Genomic DNA, 20,187 nt, shown 5'->3' with positions numbered 1-20,187 from the left:
CTGACAGTGAACTCCCGGATGGCCTGTTCACGCAGGCGGAGCTTCCGGCAGGTCCCTGGTGGCGGGGCCCTCGAGCAGCTTGCCCTGGTTGGTGAAGCGCGAACCATGCAGGGGGCAGTCCCACGACTGTTCGTTGTCATTCCAGTGCAGGATGCCGCCCATGTGGGTGCAGACTGCCGAGAGCCGGCAGGTGGTTCCGGCCACAGTGGATACAGCCACGGGCCGGTTGCCCTCGCGGTAGACCTTGCCCTGGCCTTCGGCCGGGACGGCGGCAGCTGCGGAGCCCGCAGGAACAGGCGGTGTTGGTACGGCACCCTCGGAAGCAGGCGCGGCGGATCCGCCCGCGCCCCGTTTCAGGCCATCAAACTTCCGGCCCTCGGTGGTCACCTTCCCCCAGTCGGAAGCCAGTCGTGCAGCCACGCCGGCATTGAGCGCCACGGCGGACAACGCGCCTGACGGTGAGGTGATGCGGTGGTGAATGGTGTCCGCCCAGGGCACCTGGCCGCCCAGGATGTCCGCGGATATCCCCAGCGCAGCGGCGACGGCATTGGTCATTCCCCACTTGTTGTAGCCGGTGCCGAAATAGATCTGGCCCTTGCCACGCGGGAGTTTGCCGAAGAAGGGCATGAGGTTGGTGGGAAGGTAATCCTGCGCGGACCACGTGTGCGTGGCGACTGCACCGGGGTAATGCCCGCCCGCCCACTCGAGCAGGCCGGAAAGGTGCGCCTTTTCCGAATCCGTCCGGCCCACCTGATGCCCATGCCCGCCCACGAGCAGCAAATTCCTGCCGTCCACCCCGTAGTCGCGAAGGGAGTGGGTGGGCTGCTCAACCGAGATGTACATGCCCGGCGGAGGCGCCTGGTCCTCCTGCAGCTCAAGGGCCGCCGCATAGGAACGGCTGGGCTTCAGCTTGGCGAAATACAGGCCGCGGTCCAGGACGGGGATGCCCGTGGCAAGGACCGCCTTGTCCGCCCTGACACTGCCATGGTCGGTCTTGACCGCGGAGGGTGCATCGCCGGTCACGTCCCGGAGGCGCACGCCGCTGACGATATGGCCGCCACGGCTACGGATGTCAGCCACCAGTGCGTCGATGACCTCCATGGGGTTGATCTGGGCCTGGTCCCTCAGCCGCACCGCCCCGTGGACAGGGAACGGCAGGCCGGCGTCGCGCACGTAATCCACGTCCAGCCCGGCGGTACTGGCGGCGCTCACCTCTTCGCGCAGCTTTTCGGTGCCTTGTGCAGACGAGGCATAGGTGTAGGCGTCGCGGCGCTGGAAGGGCACGTTGTGTTCCTCCAGGTAGCGCAGCAGCCACGCCTGGCCTTCCCGGTTCCCGTCCACGTACGCCTGCACCTGCTTCTGCGAATACTGGCGTGCGAGCTGGGACAGGAACGTTCCTTGCAGCAAGGTCACCTTGGCGGTGGTGTTGCCGGTGGTCACCGCCCCGGGGAAGCGGGCTTCCAGGACCAGGACGCTTTGTCCGGACCGGGCCAGCAGCAGCGCGGTGACCAGGCCCGTGAGGCCGGCGCCCGCCACCACTGTGTCATACCTGGTGTCCGGTTCGAACGGATCAGAACTGAAGGGTTCCCTGCGGTCCAGCCAAATCGACGTCATGCCAGTCCAACCTGCCTACGGTCCACGGCCCTCGCAGGCCAGTTTGTGATGGGTCTGTTATCGGCCCCTACTATCCGCTGCGGATTTGCTAAGTATACTTACGATGTCGGGGATTAAGTATATGGTCAGGCACTATCGGTCACGCTTCGCCCGGCAGTTAGAAACGTCAACGACACAAGCAGGAGAAATCATGACAACCATGAATTCCGGCGGTCGCACTGTAGGCCGGACCAACATCCAAAAAGCCACCCTTGCCGTAGGTGTGGTCTTCCTCCTGGTAGGGGTTCTGGGGTTCATCCCCGTCATCACTTCCAACTATGACTCCCTGGGGTTCGCGGGGCACGGATCCGGGGCGATGCTGCTGGGCCTCTTCCAGGTATCGATCCTGCACAACATCGTCCACCTGCTGTTCGGCGCCGCAGGCATTGCTATGGCCCGCAGCGTGCCCGGCTCAAAGAACTACCTGGTGGTGGGCGGCGCCATCTACCTGGTGCTGTGGCTCTACGGCCTGCTCATCGGCCAGGACAGTGCTGCCAACTTCGTACCGGTCAACACGGCGGACAACTGGCTGCACTTCGTCCTCGGTGTTGCCATGATCGGCCTGGGCGTGGCCCTGTCCCGCGGCACGGCAGGCGCCGGCCGCACCACCACGGCCACCAGGTAACAACCAAAGGCGGTAACAGCGTCGAGGGGCAGCCGGCGGGAATGTTCGACGGCGGTCCGGAAGTCTGAAGGCGGCCCGGCTTGATTGCCGGGCCGCCTTTGGCCGTCCAAGGTTGTCTTTGTTGGGTCAGGCCGGCTGGAATGCGCCGATGCTGAGCAGGGTGATGTTTGCGTTGCTGCAGGCCCGGGTGGGCTGCGGGATGAACAGTGACTCGGTCTCCTCGGGCGGATAGATCCGGTATCCGGCCGCATCCACAGGGGAGCAGTCCATGTAGTTGCCTGCCTGGGTGTAACGCAGCACCGCCGTGCCGGTCTGGCCCGGGGCCAGCAGGACGTCGACGACACCGGCGGATTCATCCCGCGTTGCCGGTGCACCAATGGGGGCGCCGGCGGCGTCTGCCACCAGGGAGACGCCCGGGTAACCCCTGAGGATGCAGGGCTCGGAGCCTTTGTTGGTGAGGTTGAGCTTCATGTAGACACTGCCGGCAGCGCCGCCGCCGGAGGCGTCGGTGGCAGCGGTGAGTCCTGCCGCCTTGCACAGGGCGGGGGTGCCGGCAGGGGTGGTGCCGGGAGCGGGGGAAGCAGGCATCGACGTGGCCGGCGCCGAAGAGGCCGGAGGCGGCGTTGACGCTGACGGCGAGGGGGACTGGCTGGCCTGTCCGGTAGCGGGCGGCGTGGTCGTTTGGGACTGCGGCTGGCTTGGACCGCACGCGGTGAGAAGCAGCGCTGCCGCTGCGGCCGCCGTCGTCATGGCAAACCCCTGGGAAATTTTCTGAGACCTCATGGCACCACCTTCGCGGTACCCGTTGCCCGCGTCAACGATGCCACCGGCAGTAGACGCAATTTGATGCCCGGATCGTGATGATCCCGGCATCAGACATGCCCGCAATGGGACCTGCGCGGCCGTTTCGCCGGCCGGACTGTCCCCCCCGGACCCTCAGTCGGTCTCAGGTCCGCTGCAGTAGGGGCAATCGTCGGGGCAGTCCGTCACGCCGGCACCCCTGCCAGGTCAAAGCCGTCGGCGATATGGAACAACCGGCGCCCTCCCGCGGGAGCAGCCACCCACACCACCTCGCCGTCGTCGGTCCGGGCATCCACAAGGCCGCTGAACGCGGCGCGTCCATTCCATCGGAGTTCCACAGCGTCGCCGATGTCGACGTTGTCCCAGCGGACGGGGCTTTTTACGCGGCTCGTCATTGAAGTCACGGTTCTTCCTTTGGGGAGAATGGGACGGGCAGCCATTGCCGCCCGGTGATGCCATCAAACAGCCCAGCGAGTGTCCTGCTCAATGGAGGAATGGCCACCCATGCCGGAACTGCTTTGTGCAGCCCTCCAGCAGGGTCCCTGTGCCGGCGTGGAATGGCAGGGTCTAGACTGCCTGCGTACGTGTTGGCGATCGAAGGAGAAGTTCATGGACTACACCGGAAGCCAGTCGGAAAAGGCGGTTCCCGCCGGTGACCTGGGCCGCAGCCACATCGGCCAGACAATCAGCTTCCAGCCGAACGAGTTCACCGTCGTCTTCGGCAAACTCGCCGGCATCGCGCGGACAGAGGCCATGGTCTACCTGTCCCTGACAGGGGTGGGAAACGGCACGCACCTGAAGGACGAATACGACCTTCCCGTAACCCACGAGGTCTACGTGCCGGTGGACGTCATTTCCAACGCGGAATCGACCATCAAGGACCTGTTTGGGAAGGTCCAGGAGAACCTCCGCGGCTCCGGCCACAAGGGCGGCGAGGACCTGACGGACCGGCTCTAACCCCGGCCCGCATCCTAAGGACATGGACGACGGCGGGAGGTCCCGCCGTCGTCCATGTCACGTAGGTGCCGGGCCGCGCGGCCCGGCAGGCGTTCGTCCTAGTACGCCTTGACCCGCTGCTCCACCACGAGGTGGATGAGGGCGAACACGCCGTCCCGGTCGATCGCTGCCAGGGCGGCATCCAGTGCGGCCGGGACTTCCCGGTCCTCCGTTACCGTGACTCCGAACCCGCCAAAAGCCCTGGCCATCAGCGCAAAATCGGGGTTCTTCAGCTGGGTGCCCGACACGCGCTGCGGGTAGTGCCGCTCCTGGTGGGTGCGGATGGTGCCGTACTCCTGGTTGTCCATGACCACCACCAGCGGGGTGGCGCCGTACTGGGCAGCCGTTGCCAGCTCCTGCCCGTTCATGAGGAACTCGCCGTCCCCTGCAATGGTCACCACGCGCCGTCGCGGTTCGGCCAGGGACGCGGCGATGGCCGAGGGGACGGAGTACCCCATGGAACCGTTCCGCGCGCTGATCATCGACGCGTAGCGGCGGGTGGGGAAATACCGGTGCGCCCAGTTGGTGTGCTCACCTGCGCCAAAAGTCACCATTGCATCCTCCGGCAGCCGGGGGACGAGGTTGGCCATCAGCGTGTCCATCCGTGCCTGTCCTGCCGCCGGCGCAGCCGAAGGAAGCGCGGCAAATCGCTCCTGCTCGGCACGCATCCGGCCCGTCCAGGCCTTCCACTCGTCCTTCACGGGCAGGCTGATGTCCGCCAGGCCGCGCACGAAAGCCTCCGGCTTGGCCAGGATCTGCCGCGACACCGGACCTGACCTTCCGCGGAGCGACGGGTCCACGGTGACCAGGAAATTCTCCTTGTTCCAGTCCTGCCTGCAGACGAAACCGTCCGTGATGACATCCCCGGGCACCGTCCCCACGAAGACCAGGAGGTCGGTCTCCTCCAGCAGGTCGTAGGTGGGGCGGGGACGGCCGTAGCCGATGGGGCCCACATAGGAGGGCGAATCGAAGGGCACCGTACCCTGCGTCCGCCATTCCGCCGCGGCCGGGATGTGGTGCCGTTCCAGCCACCCGGTGAGCTGGTCCGCGGCCTCCTGGGTCCAGTCATTGCCGCCCGTGACGAAAAGTGGCTTGCTCGATTCAGCCAGCGCCGCTTCCAGTGCCGCCGCATCCGTGCTGGCCATGCCGCCCCCGGCAACGGGAATGGCAGGGTGCAGGGCGGGGCTGACCTGCTGCCGGATGATGTCCTCAGGCAGGCCCACCACCACGGGCCCGGGCCGCCCGCTCATGGCCGCGAACATCGCTTCCGCCACGATCTCGGATGCCCTCTCCGGGTGGTCCAGGACCATCACCCGCTTGGCACCGGTGTCGAACCAGGACTTGATGTCGAATTCCTGGAAGGCCTCGCGGTCCCGGTGGGCGAACGGGATCAGCCCCACGAACAGCAGCATGGGGGTGGAATCCTGCCAGGCGGTGTGCAGTCCCACGTGGGCATTGGCGGCACCGGGCCCCCGGGTCACCATCGCCACCCCGGGACGCTGGTTCAGCTTCCCGTCGGCTTCCGCCATGTAGGCGGCGCCGCCTTCGTGGCGGCAGACGATGGTTTCGATCGTCGAGTTGTGCAGGCCGTCCAGCACGTCCAGGAAGCTCTCGCCGGGAACCACGTAGGTGCGTTCCACGCCGTGCGCCACCAGCGAATCAACGATCACGTGCCCCGCGGATTTCAGGGCGGGCACCGCGGCGTCCTGGTGATGGACGACGGCGGCGGGCCGGGTAGGGGAGGGGGTCAGGGTGGACTGCGGCTCTGGTGTCATGTTCTTTCTTTAGCTCGGAGGGTGGCGGAAGCGCCGGGGTCAGGAAATGGGCGTGCGGTTGGCGATGACGGGGGACTTCCCGGTGTAGCCGTCGCGGGTTTCGGCGATGTCGCGGATGCGTTGGCGGCAGGCGTACCAGCCGATGACCATGAGGATGGAGGCGATGGCGGTGACGAGCATGGTCAGGGGTGAGTCGATGAAGACCATGATGAGGACGCTGATGAGGAAGAGGAGGGAGAGGTAGCCGGTGTAGGGGGCGCCGAACATGCGGAAGGAGGGGCGGGTGAGCCAGCCTTTGTCGGCCCAGCGTTTGAGTTGGATTTGGCAGAGGACGATGGTGGCCCAGGTCATGATGATGCCGACGGAGGCGATGTTCAGGACGATTTCGAAGGCTTCGGCGGGGACGAGGTAGTTCAGGGGGACGCCGAGGAGGGAGACGACGGCGGTGATGGCGATGCCGCCGTAGGGGACGCCTGCTTTGTTCATGCGGGAGGCGAATTTGGGGGCGGAGCCGTTGACGGACATGGAGCGCAGGATCCGGCCGGTGGAGTAGAGCCCGGCGTTGAGGGAGGACAGGGCGGCGGTGAGGACCACGAGGTTCATGATGACGTCTACGCCCTGGACGCCGATGGAGCCGAAGAAGGTCACGAAGGGGCTGACGCCTTTTTGGTAGGAGGTGAAGGGCAGCAGCAGGGCCAGGAGGATGACGGAGCCGACGTAGAACACGGCGATGCGGAAGACCACGGAGTTGATGGCTTTGGGCATGATTTTTTCGGGGTTTTCGGTTTCGCCGGCGGCGGTGCCGACGAGTTCGATGGAGGCGTAGGCGAACAGGACGCCCTGCATGAGGATGATCATGGGCAGCAGGCCGTTGGGGAAGATCCCGCCGTTGTCGTTCAGGAGGCTGATGCCGACCTGTTGGCCGTCCACGGGGGTGCCGAAGATGACGAAGTAGGTGCCGATGATCAGGAATGCGACGAGGGCGGCGACCTTGATCAGGGCGAACCAGAATTCCATTTCGCCGAAGACCTTGACGGAGACCAGGTTCAGGGCGAGGACGACGATGAGGGCGGTCAGTGCCCAGGCCCACTGCGGGACGTCGGCCATCCAGGGGATGTAGTTGCCGAAGAAGTGCATGTAGAGGGCGGCGGCGGTGATGTCCACGATGGTGGTGGTGGCCCAGTTGATCCAGTAGAACCAGCCGGAGACGAATGCGGCTTTTTCGCCGAAGAATTCCCGGGCGTAGGAGACGAACGAGCCGGAGGAGGGCCGGTGCAGGACCAGTTCGCCCAGGGCGCGCAGGATCAGGAACGCGAAGAACCCGCAGACCGCGTAGGCGATGACCAGGGACGGGCCGGCCGCGTTGAGCCGGCCGCCGGCGCCCAGGAACAGGCCGGTGCCGATCGCGCCGCCGATCGCGATCATCTGGATCTGCCGGGGCTTGAGGTTCTTGTGGTAACCCTTGTCCTCCGCGTGCAGGGAGGTCTCGGACGCATGCGCGTGACCACCATCAATAATGTGGTCGAAACCAACCTCGTCATTGGGGTTGTTGGGCATGGGTATTTCCTTTCGATCCGGGGGAGATCTGATGGGGTGGGAAAATCTAGAAGACGGACCAGCCGGTGCGGTCCGAGAGATCGGCAAGGGCTGCCGTGCCGGCGAGGGAATTGCCCTTCGCATCCAGGCGGGGGCTCCAAACACAGATGGCGCACTGGCCCGGCACGATGACCAGGATCCCGCCGCCCACCCCGCTCTTGCCGGGCAGGCCCACGCGGTAGGCGAATTCGCCGGCGGCGTCATACATACCGCAGGTCAGCATGATGGAGCCGATCCTCTTGGCCTCGCTCGGCGACAACACCCTGCCGGAGGTCCCCTGGCCGTCATTGGCAAGGAACAGGCCGGCCTTGGCCAACTCGGTGCAGGTCATCATGATGGAACACTGGCGGACATAGTTTTCCACCACTGATTCCGCGGGCCGGGAGAGGTTTCCGAAGTCCTTCAGGAAGTGGGCCAGGGCCAGGTTGCGGCTGCTGCCGGCCAGTTCACCGGCGGCCGCTGCCTCGTCAATGAACGGTCCGGGCTGTCCCTGCTTGCCTGTTTGTCCCTGCCGGCCCGCCTGTTCGGTGAGGAACCGCAGGAGGTGCGCGGCGGCGTCGGGCGTCCCTTCCATCAGGTGGTCGGTGACCACCAGTGCGCCGGCATTGATGAAGGGGTTGCGGGGGATGCCGTGTTCAGCCTCGAGCTGGACCAGGGAGTTGAAGGCGGTTCCGGACGGTTCGCGCAGCACCCGTGGCCACAGGCGGGCTGATCCGCCGCCCTGCAGCGCCATGGCAAGGGTGAATACCTTGGAGATGCTTTGGATGGAAAACGGGACGTCAGCGTCGCCTGAGCAAAAGACGTCACCCGAGGTGGTGGCGACGGCGATTCCAAACCGGTTGAAGGGAACCTTGGCCAGGAAGGGGATATTGCGGGGTACTGCACCCGTCTCCTTCCGCGGCCGGTGATGCCGGACGATGTCCTCGAGGAGGACGTCCAGGGGTGGTGCGCCGAGCGTGGTGGTCATTTCCTGCCTGAAGTGTCGTAGGAGGTGGAGGCCCACTCCTGAAGGTGGAGCAGTGCCACCAGGGAGTCCCTGGGACTGCTGAAGTTGAGGCCGGTCACGCGGGAGGCTTTGGCTACCCGGTAGTACACGGTGTTCTTGTGCAGATTCAACCGCTTGGCGCATTCGGCGACGTCGAAGGACACGTCGAAATACGCGCGGAGGGTCTCGGCGAGTTCGGCGTCTTCCTGCAGGAGTGTTGCCAGGCTGCGGTGGCGGAAGGGTGAAGAGTGGAAGTTCCGTACCGCCTCGCGGTAGAGGATCTCGGCTTCGAAATCTCCTACCGAGGCAACCGTGCCGGATTCCGCGGTGCCCACGCAGGCCAACAGCGCCTCCGTAACCCGGGTCACCGTGTGGAGGGACAACAGGTCCGGCGCCAGGGGGCCGACCGCCGCGAACGGACTGATGCCGAGGTGTTTGCCGGCATCCCGGACGATCGCTTCGGCCAGGGACCGCAGCCCCGATTCCGAGGTGCCTGACTGCAGGTCGGGCACGATGATGGCGGTGTCACCGTTGAACTGGCCCACGACGGCGGTGGGCTTGTACGCGGCGGCGTGGATGGAGGCGAGGTTGGCAAGTTCCCCGTGCTTGAGCGCTGCGTCATCGGCACGCGAGTCGGCATCGGACATGCCGATGAGGATGAGCGCGGCCGGCCTTTCCGAAGGGATCTTTCCGCTGTGCGCGCTGGCGGCTGCCTCCGCGGGTCCCGACAGGATCCGCACAACCCGGTCCTCCCGCATATGGACGGACTGCTGGTTCCGGTAGCGGATCAATTCGGCGGAAACGCGGGCCGCGGATCCCGTAAGGACGTATTCAACATCCGGCCCAAAGCCGCCGCCGGTCTCCTGGAGCCAGATGTAGCCCATGATCCGCTCGCCCGCGAAGAGCGCGATGGCAACGCGTTCCCGCAGCCCGTCCTGGGGCCTGGCGGGCACGCGGACCGGCTGGCGGGTGCGGTGGAGTTCCCGGTAGGCGCCGAGGTCCTTGAGCAGCAGTTCATACTTGCGGGGGCCGCGGCGGGCCAGGATGGACGCCTTCCGGAGTTCATCAATGTCGTTGGTGACGGTGGAATAGGCCAGGACCTTGTTGGCCGCATCCTCGATGAGCACGTGGCTGGACGTGAGCCGGGCCGTCGTCTGGGCGATCGCGAAGAGGTCTTCCTCGAGCAACGTCAACACTTCGCTCTGGTAGCTGCGCGGCTGGATCCGGTCCTTGGCAATGGACAGCAGGCGGTCCCAGTCTGCCGCCGGGTCCACCAGCAGCAGCCCGGACCCGGCTGCGCGGAGGAGTTCCTCCGCTTCTGCGAGGTCTTCAGGCCGGCCCTTCACGGCGACCACCGGGGGCGGGTCCTTCAGGAGGCGCCGGAGGGCAGGCAGCGCAGAACGTCCACGGACCCCGATGAGCAGGACAAAGGCTTTGGCGGGCTCGATCGCTTCGTCGTCCGCGTCCACAATCAGGAACCGCTCGATGGCCGGCGTCGACGGGGCAGGCCGGAGGATCAGGCTGGCGAAGCCCAGGGGAAGATCCGAGAGGATGTCATCCACCGTAACCGCGGCCATGGCTTTTCCTTTTGTGTTGATCCCAGCGGACGGCTCTGTCCGGTCACATCATGCTATCCAGCCTCAAGGCGCACGATTATGGAATTCATTCCAAGCCTGCCGACATGTTTTTGGTTTCCGGTCCATGGAACGACGGGACCCTATAAGGCGCTGCCGGGGCCCGGCCAGAAAAAGTTGTTCAACAATACCTTGCCAAGATTGTTCAACAACCTGTATCGTCGCTGGGGACGATAATTGTGACTACGGTCACCCAAGGCAATGGATGGAACCATGGCAGCAGAACCTGGCATCAAACTGAACCTAAGCACTTCCGCCCGCCGCACAGCGCTCCTTGGCGCCATGTTCCTCATGGCCACCAGTGCCATCGGACCGGGCTTCATCACCCAGACCACGGTGTTCACCGCCCAGATCGGGGCCGCGTTCGCGTTCGCGATCCTGGCCTCGATCCTGATCGATGTGGCCGTGCAAATGAATGTCTGGCGCGTCATCGGCGTCACCGGGCTCCGGGCCCAGGAACTTGGCAACAAGGTCCTTCCCGGCATCGGCTGGCTTCTCTCCGGCCTGGTGTTCCTTGGCGGGGTGGTCTTCAATATCGGCAACATTGCCGGCACTGGCCTCGGAGCCAACGCCATGATGGGTGTGGATCCGAAAGTGGGCGGTATTGTCTCGGCCGTCGTCGCCATCCTGGTCTTCCTCAGCAAGAAAGCCGGCATGGCACTGGACCGGATCGTGGTGCTGCTGGGCGCCGTCATGATCCTGCTGATGATCTACGTGGCCATCGTCGCCGCCCCGCCCCTGGGAGAGGCGCTGAAGAACACGTTCCTTCCCGAAAAGGTGGACTTCCTCATCATTACCACCCTGGTGGGCGGCACCGTGGGCGGCTACATCACCTACGCCGGTGCCCACCGCATGCTCGACTCCGGCGCCACCGGCATCCGGCACGTCAAGGAGATCACCCGCAGCTCCGTCCTGGGCATCCTGACCACCGGCCTGATGCGCGTGCTGCTCTTCCTGGCCATCCTCGGCGTCGTGGCCGGCGGGACCGTCCTGACCAGCAGCAACATGGCGGCCGAAGCCTTCGGCGCGGCCGCCGGTGAAATCGGCCTCCGGATGTTCGGTGTGGTCCTGTGGGCAGCCGCCATCACCTCGGTGATCGGCGCAGCCTTCACCTCCGTCTCCTTCATCACCTCCTCCCGCACGCCGGAGCGCAAGCGGAACCTCATCACCGTCGCATTCATTGCCGGCTGCGCCATCGTGTACTTCTTCCTCGGCCAGGCGCCCCAGCAGCTGCTGATCTTCGCCGGCGCCTTCAACGGACTGATCCTGCCGGTAGGCTTTGCGGTCCTGCTCTGGGTGGCCTGGCGCCGCCGCGACCTGATGCACGGCTACGCCTACCCCAAGTGGCTGCTCCTGGTCGGTACCGCCGCATGGCTCCTCACCGTGTTCCTCGGCTGGACCTCGCTCATGGGACTTGCAAAGCTGTGGGCATGATGGACCGCCCCAGCATCCTCCCCGCCGCAGCACGCGAAACGTTCCGAGGCGGCCTGGTGGAACCGACGTCGGGCTGGTCCCGCGGGTACGCGCAGGCGAACGTGCTTGCCATTCCGCGGGACCACGCCTTCGATTTCCTGCTGTTCGCCCAGCGCAATCCCAAGCCGTGCCCCATCCTGGGCGTCCTCGAGCCCGGCGAGACCAGCGGCCCGCTGCTGGCAGGCGGGGACATCCGCACGGACGTGGCGAAGTACACGGTGTACCGCGACGGGGAGAAAGTGGATGAACCCACCAACATCACAGACTACTGGCGTGATGACCTGGTGACGTTCCTGATCGGCTGTTCCTTCACCTTCGAGGCAGCCCTGCAGGACGGCGGCATAGGCATAGCCCACATCGAGCAGGGCGTGAACGTGCCGATGTACCGCACCAACCGCCAGTGTGCCCCCGCCGGCACCATGTCCGGTCCACTGGTGGTCTCCATGCGCCCCGTCCCCGCCTCGCAGGTGGCCGACGCGGTCCGCATCACCTCCCGCTACCCGGCCGTGCACGGCGCGCCCGTCCACGTGGGCAACCCGCACGAACTGGGCATCAGCGACCTGGCCCGGCCGGACTTCGGGGATGCCGTGACTATCCCGGAGGGGCACATTCCGGTGTTCTGGGCCTGCGGTGTCACCCCGCAGGCTGCGGTGATGCAGTCACGCCCGCCGCTGGCCATCGGCCACGCCCCGGGCCACATGCTGATCACCGACGCGAGGGACAGCGACTACCTGGTTCCCTGAACCCGCGACTAAAAAAGCCGGGAGGAGCCCGCACCAACCGGTGCGGGCTCCTCCCGGCTTTAACAGCCTCCGGTCAGTGCCCCGGGCCGGCCAGGTGGCCCAGCAGTTCGGCCTCGGCGGCGTCGAGGTAGATACGCAGCCCGGCGGCAGCTTCCTCCCGTTCGCCTGCCCGGAGCCGCTTCACGAGCTCCACGTTGCGCTCCACGTAGTGGCTGTGGAAGTCGGGGGCTGAGGCCATGGCATAAAAGACAAGCCGCATCTCGGCGAGCACGCGGTCCATCAGTTCCTGCAGGGTGCCGCTTCCCGTCAGGCCCACCACCGCCCGGTGGAGGGCCTGGTTGGCGTCTGCCATATCCGTGACGGAACCGGCATTCCGGGCCGCCTGGGCGCGCTGGACGATGGCTTCCATCTCATCCAGGATCTGCGGCGAGAGATCGCCCCAGAGCACGGCGGCGGGTTCGATGGTGCGGCGGATGCGGTAGATTTCCCGCACCTCCTCCGCGCCCGGCGACGCGACAAAGACGCCCCGGTTGGGAATATGGGTGACGATTGACTCGCCGGCAAGGATGGTGAAGGCCTGCCGCAGGGTGTTGCGGGAGACGCCCAGCGAGGTGGACAGGGATTGTTCGGAGAGCTTGGACCCGGGGGTCAGCTCGCCCGCGGCGATGCGCCCGCGCAGAACGGACGCGATCCATGCCGTGGTGTGCGCGTGTTCCGCCGCACCGTGTGTCCCGGTGTCCATGTCCGTTCCCCCGCTTTCGTCAACATCCGATGTTAGCTGACCGTCCCCAGCACCTCGCCACGGACGACGACGGCCCCCGGAACCTGTTCGCCGCGGCGGAAGGTGCCGGCCGCGGAAGAGGCAACAACGGTCTCCATTTTCATCGCCTCAACGACGGCGAGCGGCTGGTCGGCGCCAACTTCGGCGCCGTCGTCGGCCAGCCACTTGACCAGGTTGCCGCCCATGGGCGCCGTCACCTTGCCGTTGGCCGCGTCACTGCCGTGGCCGGGGGCGTCGCCTGCGCCGGCCGAAACAGCTCCGGCCCCTCCGTGCATCAGCGCGGCATAAACCTGTGCGGGCAGTCCCAGCTGGACAGCCTTGCCGTCGATTTCCACGGTAAGGGTTTGGCGCCGCGCCACAGGCCCCGCAACGCCGCTCTTCAGCGAGGCCGCCAGCCGGCCGGAGAACTCTGATTCGATCCAGGTGGTGTAGACGCCCAGCCGGTCCGGTGCCGTGAAGTCCGGGTCCCGCACCACGGCGCGGTGGAACGGAACCACCGTGGGCACGCCTTCGATCCGCAGTTCGTCCAGGGCGGCACGGGCACGGCGCAGCGCCTGCGCCCGGTCCTCGCCGCGGACGATCAGCTTGGCCATCAGGGAGTCGTACTCGGCAGGGACGACCGAGCCGGAACGGACCCCGGAATCCACGCGGATGCCGGGGCCGGTGGGTGCTTCGAACACGTCCACGGGGCCGGGGGAGGGCAGGAAGCCACGGCCGGCGTCCTCGGCGTTCAACCGGAATTCGATGGCGTGGCCGGTGGGTTCTGGATCCTCGGTGATGGAGAGCGGCAGCCCGGCAGCAATGCGGAACTGTTCGCGCACCAGATCGATGCCGGAGGTTTCCTCGGTAACAGGGTGCTCCACCTGGAGGCGGGTGTTGACCTCGAGGAAGGAGATGACGCCGTCAGGTGCCACCAGGTACTCCACGGTGCCTGCTCCGGTGTAGCCGGCTTCCCGGCAGATGGCGCGGGCGGATTCGTGGATGCGGCTGCGCTGCTCCGGCGTGAGGAACGGTGCGGGTGCTTCCTCCACCAGCTTCTGGTTGCGCCGCTGGAGAGAGCAGTCACGGGTGCCCACCACCACCACATTTCCGTGCGTGTCCGCGATGACCTGGGCTTCGACGTGGCGGGGCCGGTCCAGGAAGCGCTCCACGAAGCATTCGCCGCGGCCGAAGGCCACGGTCGCCTCCCGCACCGCCGATTCGAAGGCATCGTCGATGTCCTCCATCCGGTAGGCGATCTTCAGGCCGCGGCCGCCGCCGCCGAAGGCCGCCTTGATGGCCACGGGAACGCCGTACTCCGCGGCGAACGCGCGGACCTCGTCGGCGTTTGCGGCAGGCCCGTCCGAGCCGGGCACCAGCGGGGCGCCGGCCCGGACGGCAATGTCCCGCGCCGTTACCTTGTTGCCCAGGCTCCGGATGGCTTCCGGTGACGGGCCCACCCAGGTGAGTCCGGCGTCGAGCACTGCCTGCGCGAAGTCGGCGTTCTCGGACAGGAAGCCGTAGCCGGGATGGACGGCGTCGGCACCGGCGCGGGCCGCGACGGCAAGGAGCTTTTCGATGTTCAGGTACGTCTCCGAACTGGCGGAGCCGTTCAATCCGTAGGCCTCGTCGCTGAGGCGCACGTGCAGGGCGTCGGCGTCGGGATCCGCGTAGACGGCGACGGATGCCAGGCCTGCATCGGCGCAGGCGCGGGCCACGCGGACGGCGATCTCACCGCGGTTGGCGATCAGGACTTTTTTCATGGCTGCTTCTTTCACAGGCTGTTTGTGGCAGGCGTGGGAGTGGTGGGTTGTGGCTGCTGCAGGGCCCCGGGCCGGAGCGGCTCCATGGTTCCCGGATCCACGGCCTGGAACCGGATGAGGGCACCGGGCGGGAGCTGCGCCGCCACCGGCAGGTCTTCCGGAACGACGACGGCGATCACCGGGTAGCCGCCGGTCACGGGGTGGTCGGCAAGGAAGAGGACGGGAAGGCCCGACGGCGGTACCTGCAGTGAACCGGCTACCACGCCTTCGCTGGGCAGTTCCTCCGTCCGCGAGCGTTCCAGCGGCATCCCTCCGGCTGTTGTGTCCAGCCGCACGCCGATGCGGTTGGATTCGGCGGTGACGGTCCAATCCTGCCCGGTCAAAGCCTGGAGGGACTGCGGGGTGAACCAGTCATCGCGGGGCCCGGGGGCGACCCGAAGCACCACGGTGGCATTGCCGGAGCCGCCCCCGCTGAGGGCCGGATGCAGGGTTGGCGGTTCGGGCTGGCCCACTACGCGGCCCTGGTCTGCCGGGCCTATGGGCAGCACGGTACCGGCGGCCAGCGGAGCCGGGCCGATCCCGGACATCAGGTCGGTGGACCGGCTGCCCAGCACGGGAGGCACGTCGATTCCGCCGCGGACGGCAAGGTAGGTGCGGAGGCCTGCGTCGGGGGTGCCGAGGTGGAGGCTGTCGCCGTCGTGCAGTGGGAAGGGGGCGTACATCGGGGCCGGGCGGCTGCTGCCGCCGGAGCGGATTTCTGCCCCTGCGGGGGCGCCGGTGAGCGCGGCCGTCAGTTCACCGCGGGCCTGTACCGACAGGCCGCCCAGGACGGTTTCGAGCACGGCGTCGCCCGGCGGGTTTCCCACCAGCCGGTTCGCTTGGCGGGCGCCCGCGGCGTCGGCAGCGCCTGCAGGGGAGACACCCAGGTCGCCATAGCCGGGGCGGCCAAGGTCCTGGATGAGGGACTGCGGGCCGGGCGTGATGATCTCCAGGGCGGGGCCGGAGGCCCGGGCGCCGGCGGGGGTGTCCTGCTGTCCGGCGGGTTCGGTGATTTCCACGACTTCCCGCACTGCGACATACCGGACGGTGCTGCCGGGCCGGAGGAGGGCTGGCTGTTCACGGCCCAGGTCCCACATCCGGGCTGCGGTGCGGCCGATCAGCTGCCAGCCGCCAGGGGAGCGCCGCGGGTAGACGGCGGAGAAGTTGCCGGCCAGGGCCACGGATCCGGCGGGAACGGCGGTCCTTGGCGAGCTGCGCCGCGGAACGTTCAGTGCGTCGTGCTCGCCTACCAGGTAGGCGAAACCGGGGGCGAACCCGCCGAACGCCGCTGTCCACAGCTGCCCGGTGTGGGCTGCGATCACGCCGTCGGCGCCCAGCCCGGTCAGCCTGCCCACGTCGGCGAGGTCGTCGCCGTCGTACACCACCTCAATCCTGACGGGCTCGGAACCAATGTGGCCCACCGGCGCCGCGTCCCTGTCCAGCATGGCGACGGCGGCATGGGCCGCCTGTGCCGACGCGCGGGAGTCGAAGACGGCCAGGACGGTCCGTGCGGCGGCCAGGACATCCACCTGGCCGGGCAGGGGCGCCTCCTGCAACCGGGCGTGGACGGTCAGGACAGTGTCCAGGGAGTCGAGTTCGAGGAGGAGGGCGCGCGGGCCGGCCCAGCGGATGTGGAGGGGGCTCACACGAAGCTCCGGATTTCCACGCCGGCGGCTTCCAGTTCGCGCCGCACGGCGGCGGCCATGGACACGGCGCCGGCGGTGTCACCGTGAAGGCAGATGCTCTCCGCTTCCGCCTTGATGGTGGACCCGTCCCGGGCGATGATGGTCCCCGCGGTGGCAAGCCGGACCATGTTGGCGGCGACGGCGTCCTCGTCGTGGAGGACCGCGCCGGCCTCGCGCCGGGAAACCAGGGTGCCGTCGGGGTTGTAGGCGCGGTCGGCGAAGGCTTCGGCCACGCCGCGGAGCCCGGCGGCTTCGGCGCGGGCCAGTGCCACGGAGCCGGGGAGCAGGAGCAGCGGCAGGTCGCCGCCGAACGCCTTGACCGCGTCGACGACGGCCTGGGCATGCGTTTCGTGGGTCACGATGGTGTTGTAGAGGGCGCCGTGTGGCTTGACGTACTGGATGCGGCCGCCGGCGGAGGTGGCCAGTGCGCTGAGGGCGCCCAGCTGGTAGAGGACGTCATCCGCCAGTTCGGTGGCGGAGCAGTCCAGGAACCGGCGGCCGAACCCGGCAAGGTCGCGGTAGCCCACGTGTGCACCGATGACGACGCCGGCCGCGACGGCATCCCGGCAGGTGCGGGCGATGGTGGAGGGGTCCCCGGCGTGGAAGCCGCAGGCGACGTTGGCGCTGGAGACTGAGCGGAAGATTGCTGCGTCATCGCCCATGGTCCAGTTGCCGAAGGATTCCCCGACGTCGCTGTTGAGGTCAATGAAGGCCATAGTGATTCTCGTCTCGTTGAAGTGGTCTCTCTAGGATGCACGAGAATCAAGGATTGTTCAACAATCTTGGGGTGACGATTTTGCCTAAAAGGAAGCCCGGGGCCGCGCGTCGGACGGCCCCGGGCGTTGAACCGCGGGACGGCGGGCTAGATCCAGGCCGGCGCCGGCGGCGCCGGGGTGACCAGTCCGCCGTCGCGCTTTGCTGTGGTTCCGTCCGTGCCGCGGCCGGTGGCCCACTGCGCGATGGCCGGCAGGGAGCCGGAAACCACCGTGGGTGCGGCGGCGGCCGTGTCACCGAAGGTCAGCGGCGACGACTGGCCGGTGACCTCCACTACCAAGTCCTTGTCCGTCCCGCCGGCGTGCCAGGCACCGGTGATGTCCTTGAGCAGCCGTTCCAGGACGGGCGCGGGGATGTCCTTGAACGTGGCCCCGTTGTCCAGGTCCACGGCGTGCACCCAAACCTCGCGGGTGCGCATCCACACCGTTTCCTCCGCCGGGACGGTCCTGCCCTGGACGGTTTTGACCTTGTGGTGCCAGTTGTCGGCGGGCAGGTCGCGCCATTCCACGTTCAGGTGGACCGCGGAGTGGTCGAACAGGTTCCGCAGTGCGATGGGACTCAGGGTGGCGCCGAAGTCGATCTCGTGGTTGCGGACCTCGACGGAGGGGTACATGGGTGTTTCCACTCCAGTGGCTGCCCACTCCACCAGGCGGGCGATGGCACGGGCGTTGTAACCCACGTGGGCTACAACGTGGCGGCGGCTCCAGCCCGGCAGCAGCGAGTCCCCGTCGAGTTCCGCGTCCGGGAGCTCGTTGAGCTTACGGGCGAAGAACGCGGTGCCGCGCCGGGCCTGCAGCAGTCCATCAAGCAGGACGGGATCGGTGGCCTGGTCGTGGCGGGCAACCATCAGGCTTCCTTGACCACGCGGTTCGTCAGCTGGCCCAGGCCCTCGATGGTGGTCACCAGAACCTGGCCCTCCTGCAGGTAGCGCTTGGGGTCCTGCGCGTGGCCCACGCCGCCGGGGGTGCCGGTGGCAATGACGTCGCCCGGGTTGAGGGTGATGATCGTGGAGATGTAGGAGACCAGGAACTCGGGGGTGAACACCAGGTCCGAGGTGGGGGTGCTCTGCTGGACTTCACCGTCCACGGCCGAGGTCATGAGCGGGCCGGGGGTGAACTCGTCCTTCGTGACCAGGGCGGGGCCGAACGGGGTGGACTTTTCCCAGGTCTTGCCCTGCAGCCACTGAATCGTGCGGAACTGGTAGTCGCGCATGGAGACGTCGTTGAGCACGGAGTACCCGGCGATGTGGTCCGCCGCGTCAGCCTCGCTGATCCGGCGGCCGGACTTGCCGATGACGATAGCGAGTTCGGCTTCCCAGTCCACGGTGTCCGATTCCTGCGGCAGGGCCAGGTCGTCGTTGGGGCCGATCAGGGATTCGGCGTACTTGGCGAACAGGGTGGGGTGGTCCGGGACTTCCCGGCCCATCTCCTTGATGTGGTTGCGGTAGTTGTGGCCCACGCAGATGATCTTGCCGGGGGACGGCACGACGGCGGCGAGGTCGGCGCCGTCGAGCGCGTGCGTTGCGCCGTGGGCTTCCTTCGCCGTGGTTTCCCAGTTGGGGTCCTTCAGCAGGGCCCCGACGTCGGAGAAGCCCGGAATCTCGGTGAGGGTGTCACCGTCCTGGCGGACCGCCGTCGTGCTCTTGCCGTTGCCTGTGTCTGCGGAATTCAGGCGGAGGGTGAGGAGTTTCATTACTTGGTGCGTCCTTCGATGTAGGTGCGGTTGAAGTTCAGGCGCTCAAAGATGGGTGCGTCGCTAAACCGGAAGAGGTCAAACTCTGATTCGGCCTGCAGGGACCAGGCGGCCCACGACGGCACCACGAAGAGGTCGCCCTTGGCCAGGACCTTCGTTTCGCCGTTAAGCACCACCGTGCCGGTGCCTTCGAAGACCTGCCAGACGCTGGAGCCCACTTCGCGCAGCGGCTCGGTGCTGGCGCCGGCGCGCAGCCGGTGGAACTCGGCCCGGATGGTGGGCATCACGTCCCCGCCGGTGGTGGGGTTGGTGTACCTGACGGCGGCGTGGCCCTGGGAGACGGTGGCGGGGTGGCCCTCGTCCTCGAGGAGCAGCTGTTCGCGCAGGGCGGCGTCGGTGTACTTCCACCGGTACGCGGCGATGGGGGAGTTGGTGGTGTTATCGAGCCCGGAGAGCGGGCGCAGGCCCGGGTGGGCCCAGAGCCGCTCGGAGCGGGAGATGTCCGGGGTGGCCTCATCGGTGACGCGCTCGGTGCCGAACTCGAAGAACCCGGCGTCGGCGTAGTGCACGAACGGGATGTCCAGCCCGTCGATCCATGCCATGGGCTCGTCGGTGTCGTTGTGGTGGCCGTGGAAGTTCCAGCCCGGGGTGAGCAGGAAGTCGCCGCGGGACATCCTGACGGGGTCCCCGTTAACCACGGTCCACACGCCCTCGCCCTCAACGACGAAGCGGAAGGCGTTCTGCGAGTGGCGGTGCTCCGGGGCTGTCTCGCGGCCGCCCAGGTACTGGATGGCTGCCCACAGCGTGGGGGTGGCGTAGGGGGTGCCGGCCAGGCCCGGGTTGGCCAGCGCGATGGCGCGGCGTTCCCCGCCGCGGCCCACCGGCACCAGGTCCCCGGCGCGGGCGGCCAGGGGGTACAGGTCATCCCACCGCCAGACGTGCGGCACTGCCTTGGGGGACGGGACCATGGGCATCAGGTCCGCGATCTCCGTCCACAGCGGAATCAGGTTCTCTTTATCGAAATCCCGGTACAGCTGCTCCAGCTGGGCAGCCTCCTCCGGGGTGGGCTCGGGAACATGGTGTTCCTGCGCTACGGACTCGTGCGTTTGGTTTTCAGCGCTGATCGACACTGGCCTTCTCCTTGCGTGCGGACTGACTGCGACGTGGATTCGACCCTAGGGAAGATGTGCTGT

Annotated in this window: 18 protein-coding genes; 4 read left to right on the top strand and 14 right to left on the bottom strand. The window is 67.3% G+C overall.

Going from position 1 to position 20,187, the window contains the following annotated elements; translation table 11 throughout:
• Positions 1-27 precede the first annotated feature (27 nt).
• Positions 28-1,614 carry an FAD-dependent oxidoreductase gene (locus QFZ60_RS17320; RefSeq protein WP_307092079.1) on the bottom strand — a complete coding sequence of 529 codons (1,587 nt, stop codon included), beginning with the start codon at positions 1,612-1,614 and terminating at the stop codon, positions 28-30.
• Between the two features lie 190 nt (positions 1,615-1,804).
• On the opposite strand from QFZ60_RS17320, the gene QFZ60_RS17315 reads away from it, so the two are divergent.
• Positions 1,805-2,278 carry a DUF4383 domain-containing protein gene (locus tag QFZ60_RS17315; RefSeq protein ID WP_373427691.1) on the top strand — a complete coding sequence of 158 codons (474 nt, stop codon included), beginning with the start codon at positions 1,805-1,807 and terminating at the stop codon, positions 2,276-2,278.
• A gap of 126 nt (positions 2,279-2,404) precedes the next feature.
• Here QFZ60_RS17315 and QFZ60_RS17310 read toward each other — a convergent pair whose 3' ends face one another.
• Positions 2,405-3,061 carry a DUF4232 domain-containing protein gene (locus tag QFZ60_RS17310; protein WP_307092077.1) on the bottom strand — a complete coding sequence of 219 codons (657 nt, stop codon included), beginning with the start codon at positions 3,059-3,061 and terminating at the stop codon, positions 2,405-2,407.
• 203 nt (positions 3,062-3,264) lie between these two features.
• Entirely contained in the window at positions 3,265-3,474 is a 210-nt protein-coding gene (locus tag QFZ60_RS17305) for a hypothetical protein (protein WP_307093365.1), read from the bottom strand.
• A 214-nt stretch (positions 3,475-3,688) separates the two neighbouring features.
• On the opposite strand from QFZ60_RS17305, the gene QFZ60_RS17300 reads away from it, so the two are divergent.
• A complete protein-coding gene (locus QFZ60_RS17300) occupies positions 3,689-4,036 on the top strand; it encodes a hypothetical protein (RefSeq protein WP_307092076.1) in 348 nt (115 codons plus the stop codon).
• 98 nt (positions 4,037-4,134) lie between these two features.
• On the opposite strand, the gene QFZ60_RS17295 is transcribed toward QFZ60_RS17300, so the two are convergent.
• From QFZ60_RS17295 to QFZ60_RS17280, 4 genes are read right to left on the bottom strand one after another with little or no spacing between them, the layout of a single operon-like run.
• Positions 4,135-5,850 (bottom strand): thiamine pyrophosphate-dependent enzyme, encoded by a 1,716-nt coding sequence (locus tag QFZ60_RS17295; RefSeq protein ID WP_307092074.1) that lies wholly within the window; start codon positions 5,848-5,850, stop codon positions 4,135-4,137.
• Between the two features lie 39 nt (positions 5,851-5,889).
• On the bottom strand, positions 5,890-7,407 hold the full coding sequence (locus tag QFZ60_RS17290) for an amino acid permease (RefSeq protein ID WP_307092072.1): 1,518 nt from the start codon (positions 7,405-7,407) through the stop codon (positions 5,890-5,892).
• A 46-nt stretch (positions 7,408-7,453) separates the two neighbouring features.
• Complete coding sequence (locus tag QFZ60_RS17285; RefSeq protein WP_307092069.1) at positions 7,454-8,413, bottom strand: glutaminase; 960 nt, start codon at positions 8,411-8,413, stop codon at positions 7,454-7,456.
• Positions 8,410-10,008 carry a CdaR family transcriptional regulator gene (locus QFZ60_RS17280; protein WP_307092067.1) on the bottom strand — a complete coding sequence of 533 codons (1,599 nt, stop codon included), beginning with the start codon at positions 10,006-10,008 and terminating at the stop codon, positions 8,410-8,412. The genes QFZ60_RS17285 and QFZ60_RS17280 overlap by 4 nt, the downstream gene beginning before the upstream one ends.
• Before the next feature lie 270 nt (positions 10,009-10,278).
• On the opposite strand from QFZ60_RS17280, the gene QFZ60_RS17275 reads away from it, so the two are divergent.
• Positions 10,279-11,499, top strand: coding sequence for an NRAMP family divalent metal transporter (locus QFZ60_RS17275; RefSeq protein ID WP_142119777.1), 1,221 nt, complete (start codon positions 10,279-10,281; stop codon positions 11,497-11,499).
• Positions 11,496-12,281, top strand: coding sequence for a putative hydro-lyase (locus QFZ60_RS17270; RefSeq protein ID WP_307092065.1), 786 nt, complete (start codon positions 11,496-11,498; stop codon positions 12,279-12,281). Before QFZ60_RS17275 ends, QFZ60_RS17270 begins: the two co-directional genes overlap by 4 nt.
• Before the next feature lie 73 nt (positions 12,282-12,354).
• Here QFZ60_RS17270 and QFZ60_RS17265 read toward each other — a convergent pair whose 3' ends face one another.
• From QFZ60_RS17265 to QFZ60_RS17235, 7 genes are all read right to left on the bottom strand, one after another.
• A complete protein-coding gene (locus QFZ60_RS17265) occupies positions 12,355-13,023 on the bottom strand; it encodes a GntR family transcriptional regulator (protein WP_307092064.1) in 669 nt (222 codons plus the stop codon).
• Between the two features lie 32 nt (positions 13,024-13,055).
• Positions 13,056-14,804, bottom strand: coding sequence for a biotin carboxylase N-terminal domain-containing protein (locus tag QFZ60_RS17260; RefSeq protein WP_307092061.1), 1,749 nt, complete (start codon positions 14,802-14,804; stop codon positions 13,056-13,058).
• Positions 14,805-14,815: 11 nt separating this feature from the next.
• Complete coding sequence (locus tag QFZ60_RS17255; protein ID WP_307092059.1) at positions 14,816-16,489, bottom strand: 5-oxoprolinase/urea amidolyase family protein; 1,674 nt, start codon at positions 16,487-16,489, stop codon at positions 14,816-14,818.
• A complete protein-coding gene (locus QFZ60_RS17250; protein ID WP_142119785.1) occupies positions 16,486-17,244 on the bottom strand; it encodes a LamB/YcsF family protein in 759 nt (252 codons plus the stop codon). Before QFZ60_RS17250 ends, QFZ60_RS17255 begins: the two co-directional genes overlap by 4 nt.
• 146 nt (positions 17,245-17,390) lie before the next feature.
• Positions 17,391-18,149 (bottom strand): maleylpyruvate isomerase family mycothiol-dependent enzyme, encoded by a 759-nt coding sequence (locus QFZ60_RS17245; protein WP_307092057.1) that lies wholly within the window; start codon positions 18,147-18,149, stop codon positions 17,391-17,393.
• Entirely contained in the window at positions 18,149-18,994 is an 846-nt protein-coding gene (locus QFZ60_RS17240; protein WP_307092055.1) for a fumarylacetoacetate hydrolase family protein, read from the bottom strand. The genes QFZ60_RS17245 and QFZ60_RS17240 overlap by 1 nt, the downstream gene beginning before the upstream one ends.
• On the bottom strand, positions 18,994-20,124 hold the full coding sequence (locus tag QFZ60_RS17235) for a cupin domain-containing protein (protein ID WP_307092054.1): 1,131 nt from the start codon (positions 20,122-20,124) through the stop codon (positions 18,994-18,996). Before QFZ60_RS17235 ends, QFZ60_RS17240 begins: the two co-directional genes overlap by 1 nt.
• Positions 20,125-20,187 lie beyond the last annotated feature (63 nt).

Origin of the sequence: Arthrobacter sp. B2I5, assembly GCF_030816735.1 — a bacterium.
GTDB lineage: Bacteria > Actinomycetota > Actinomycetes > Actinomycetales > Micrococcaceae > Arthrobacter.
Note: the sequence above shows the minus strand (reverse complement) of the source record. Positions and strands in the feature narration are given on the sequence as shown.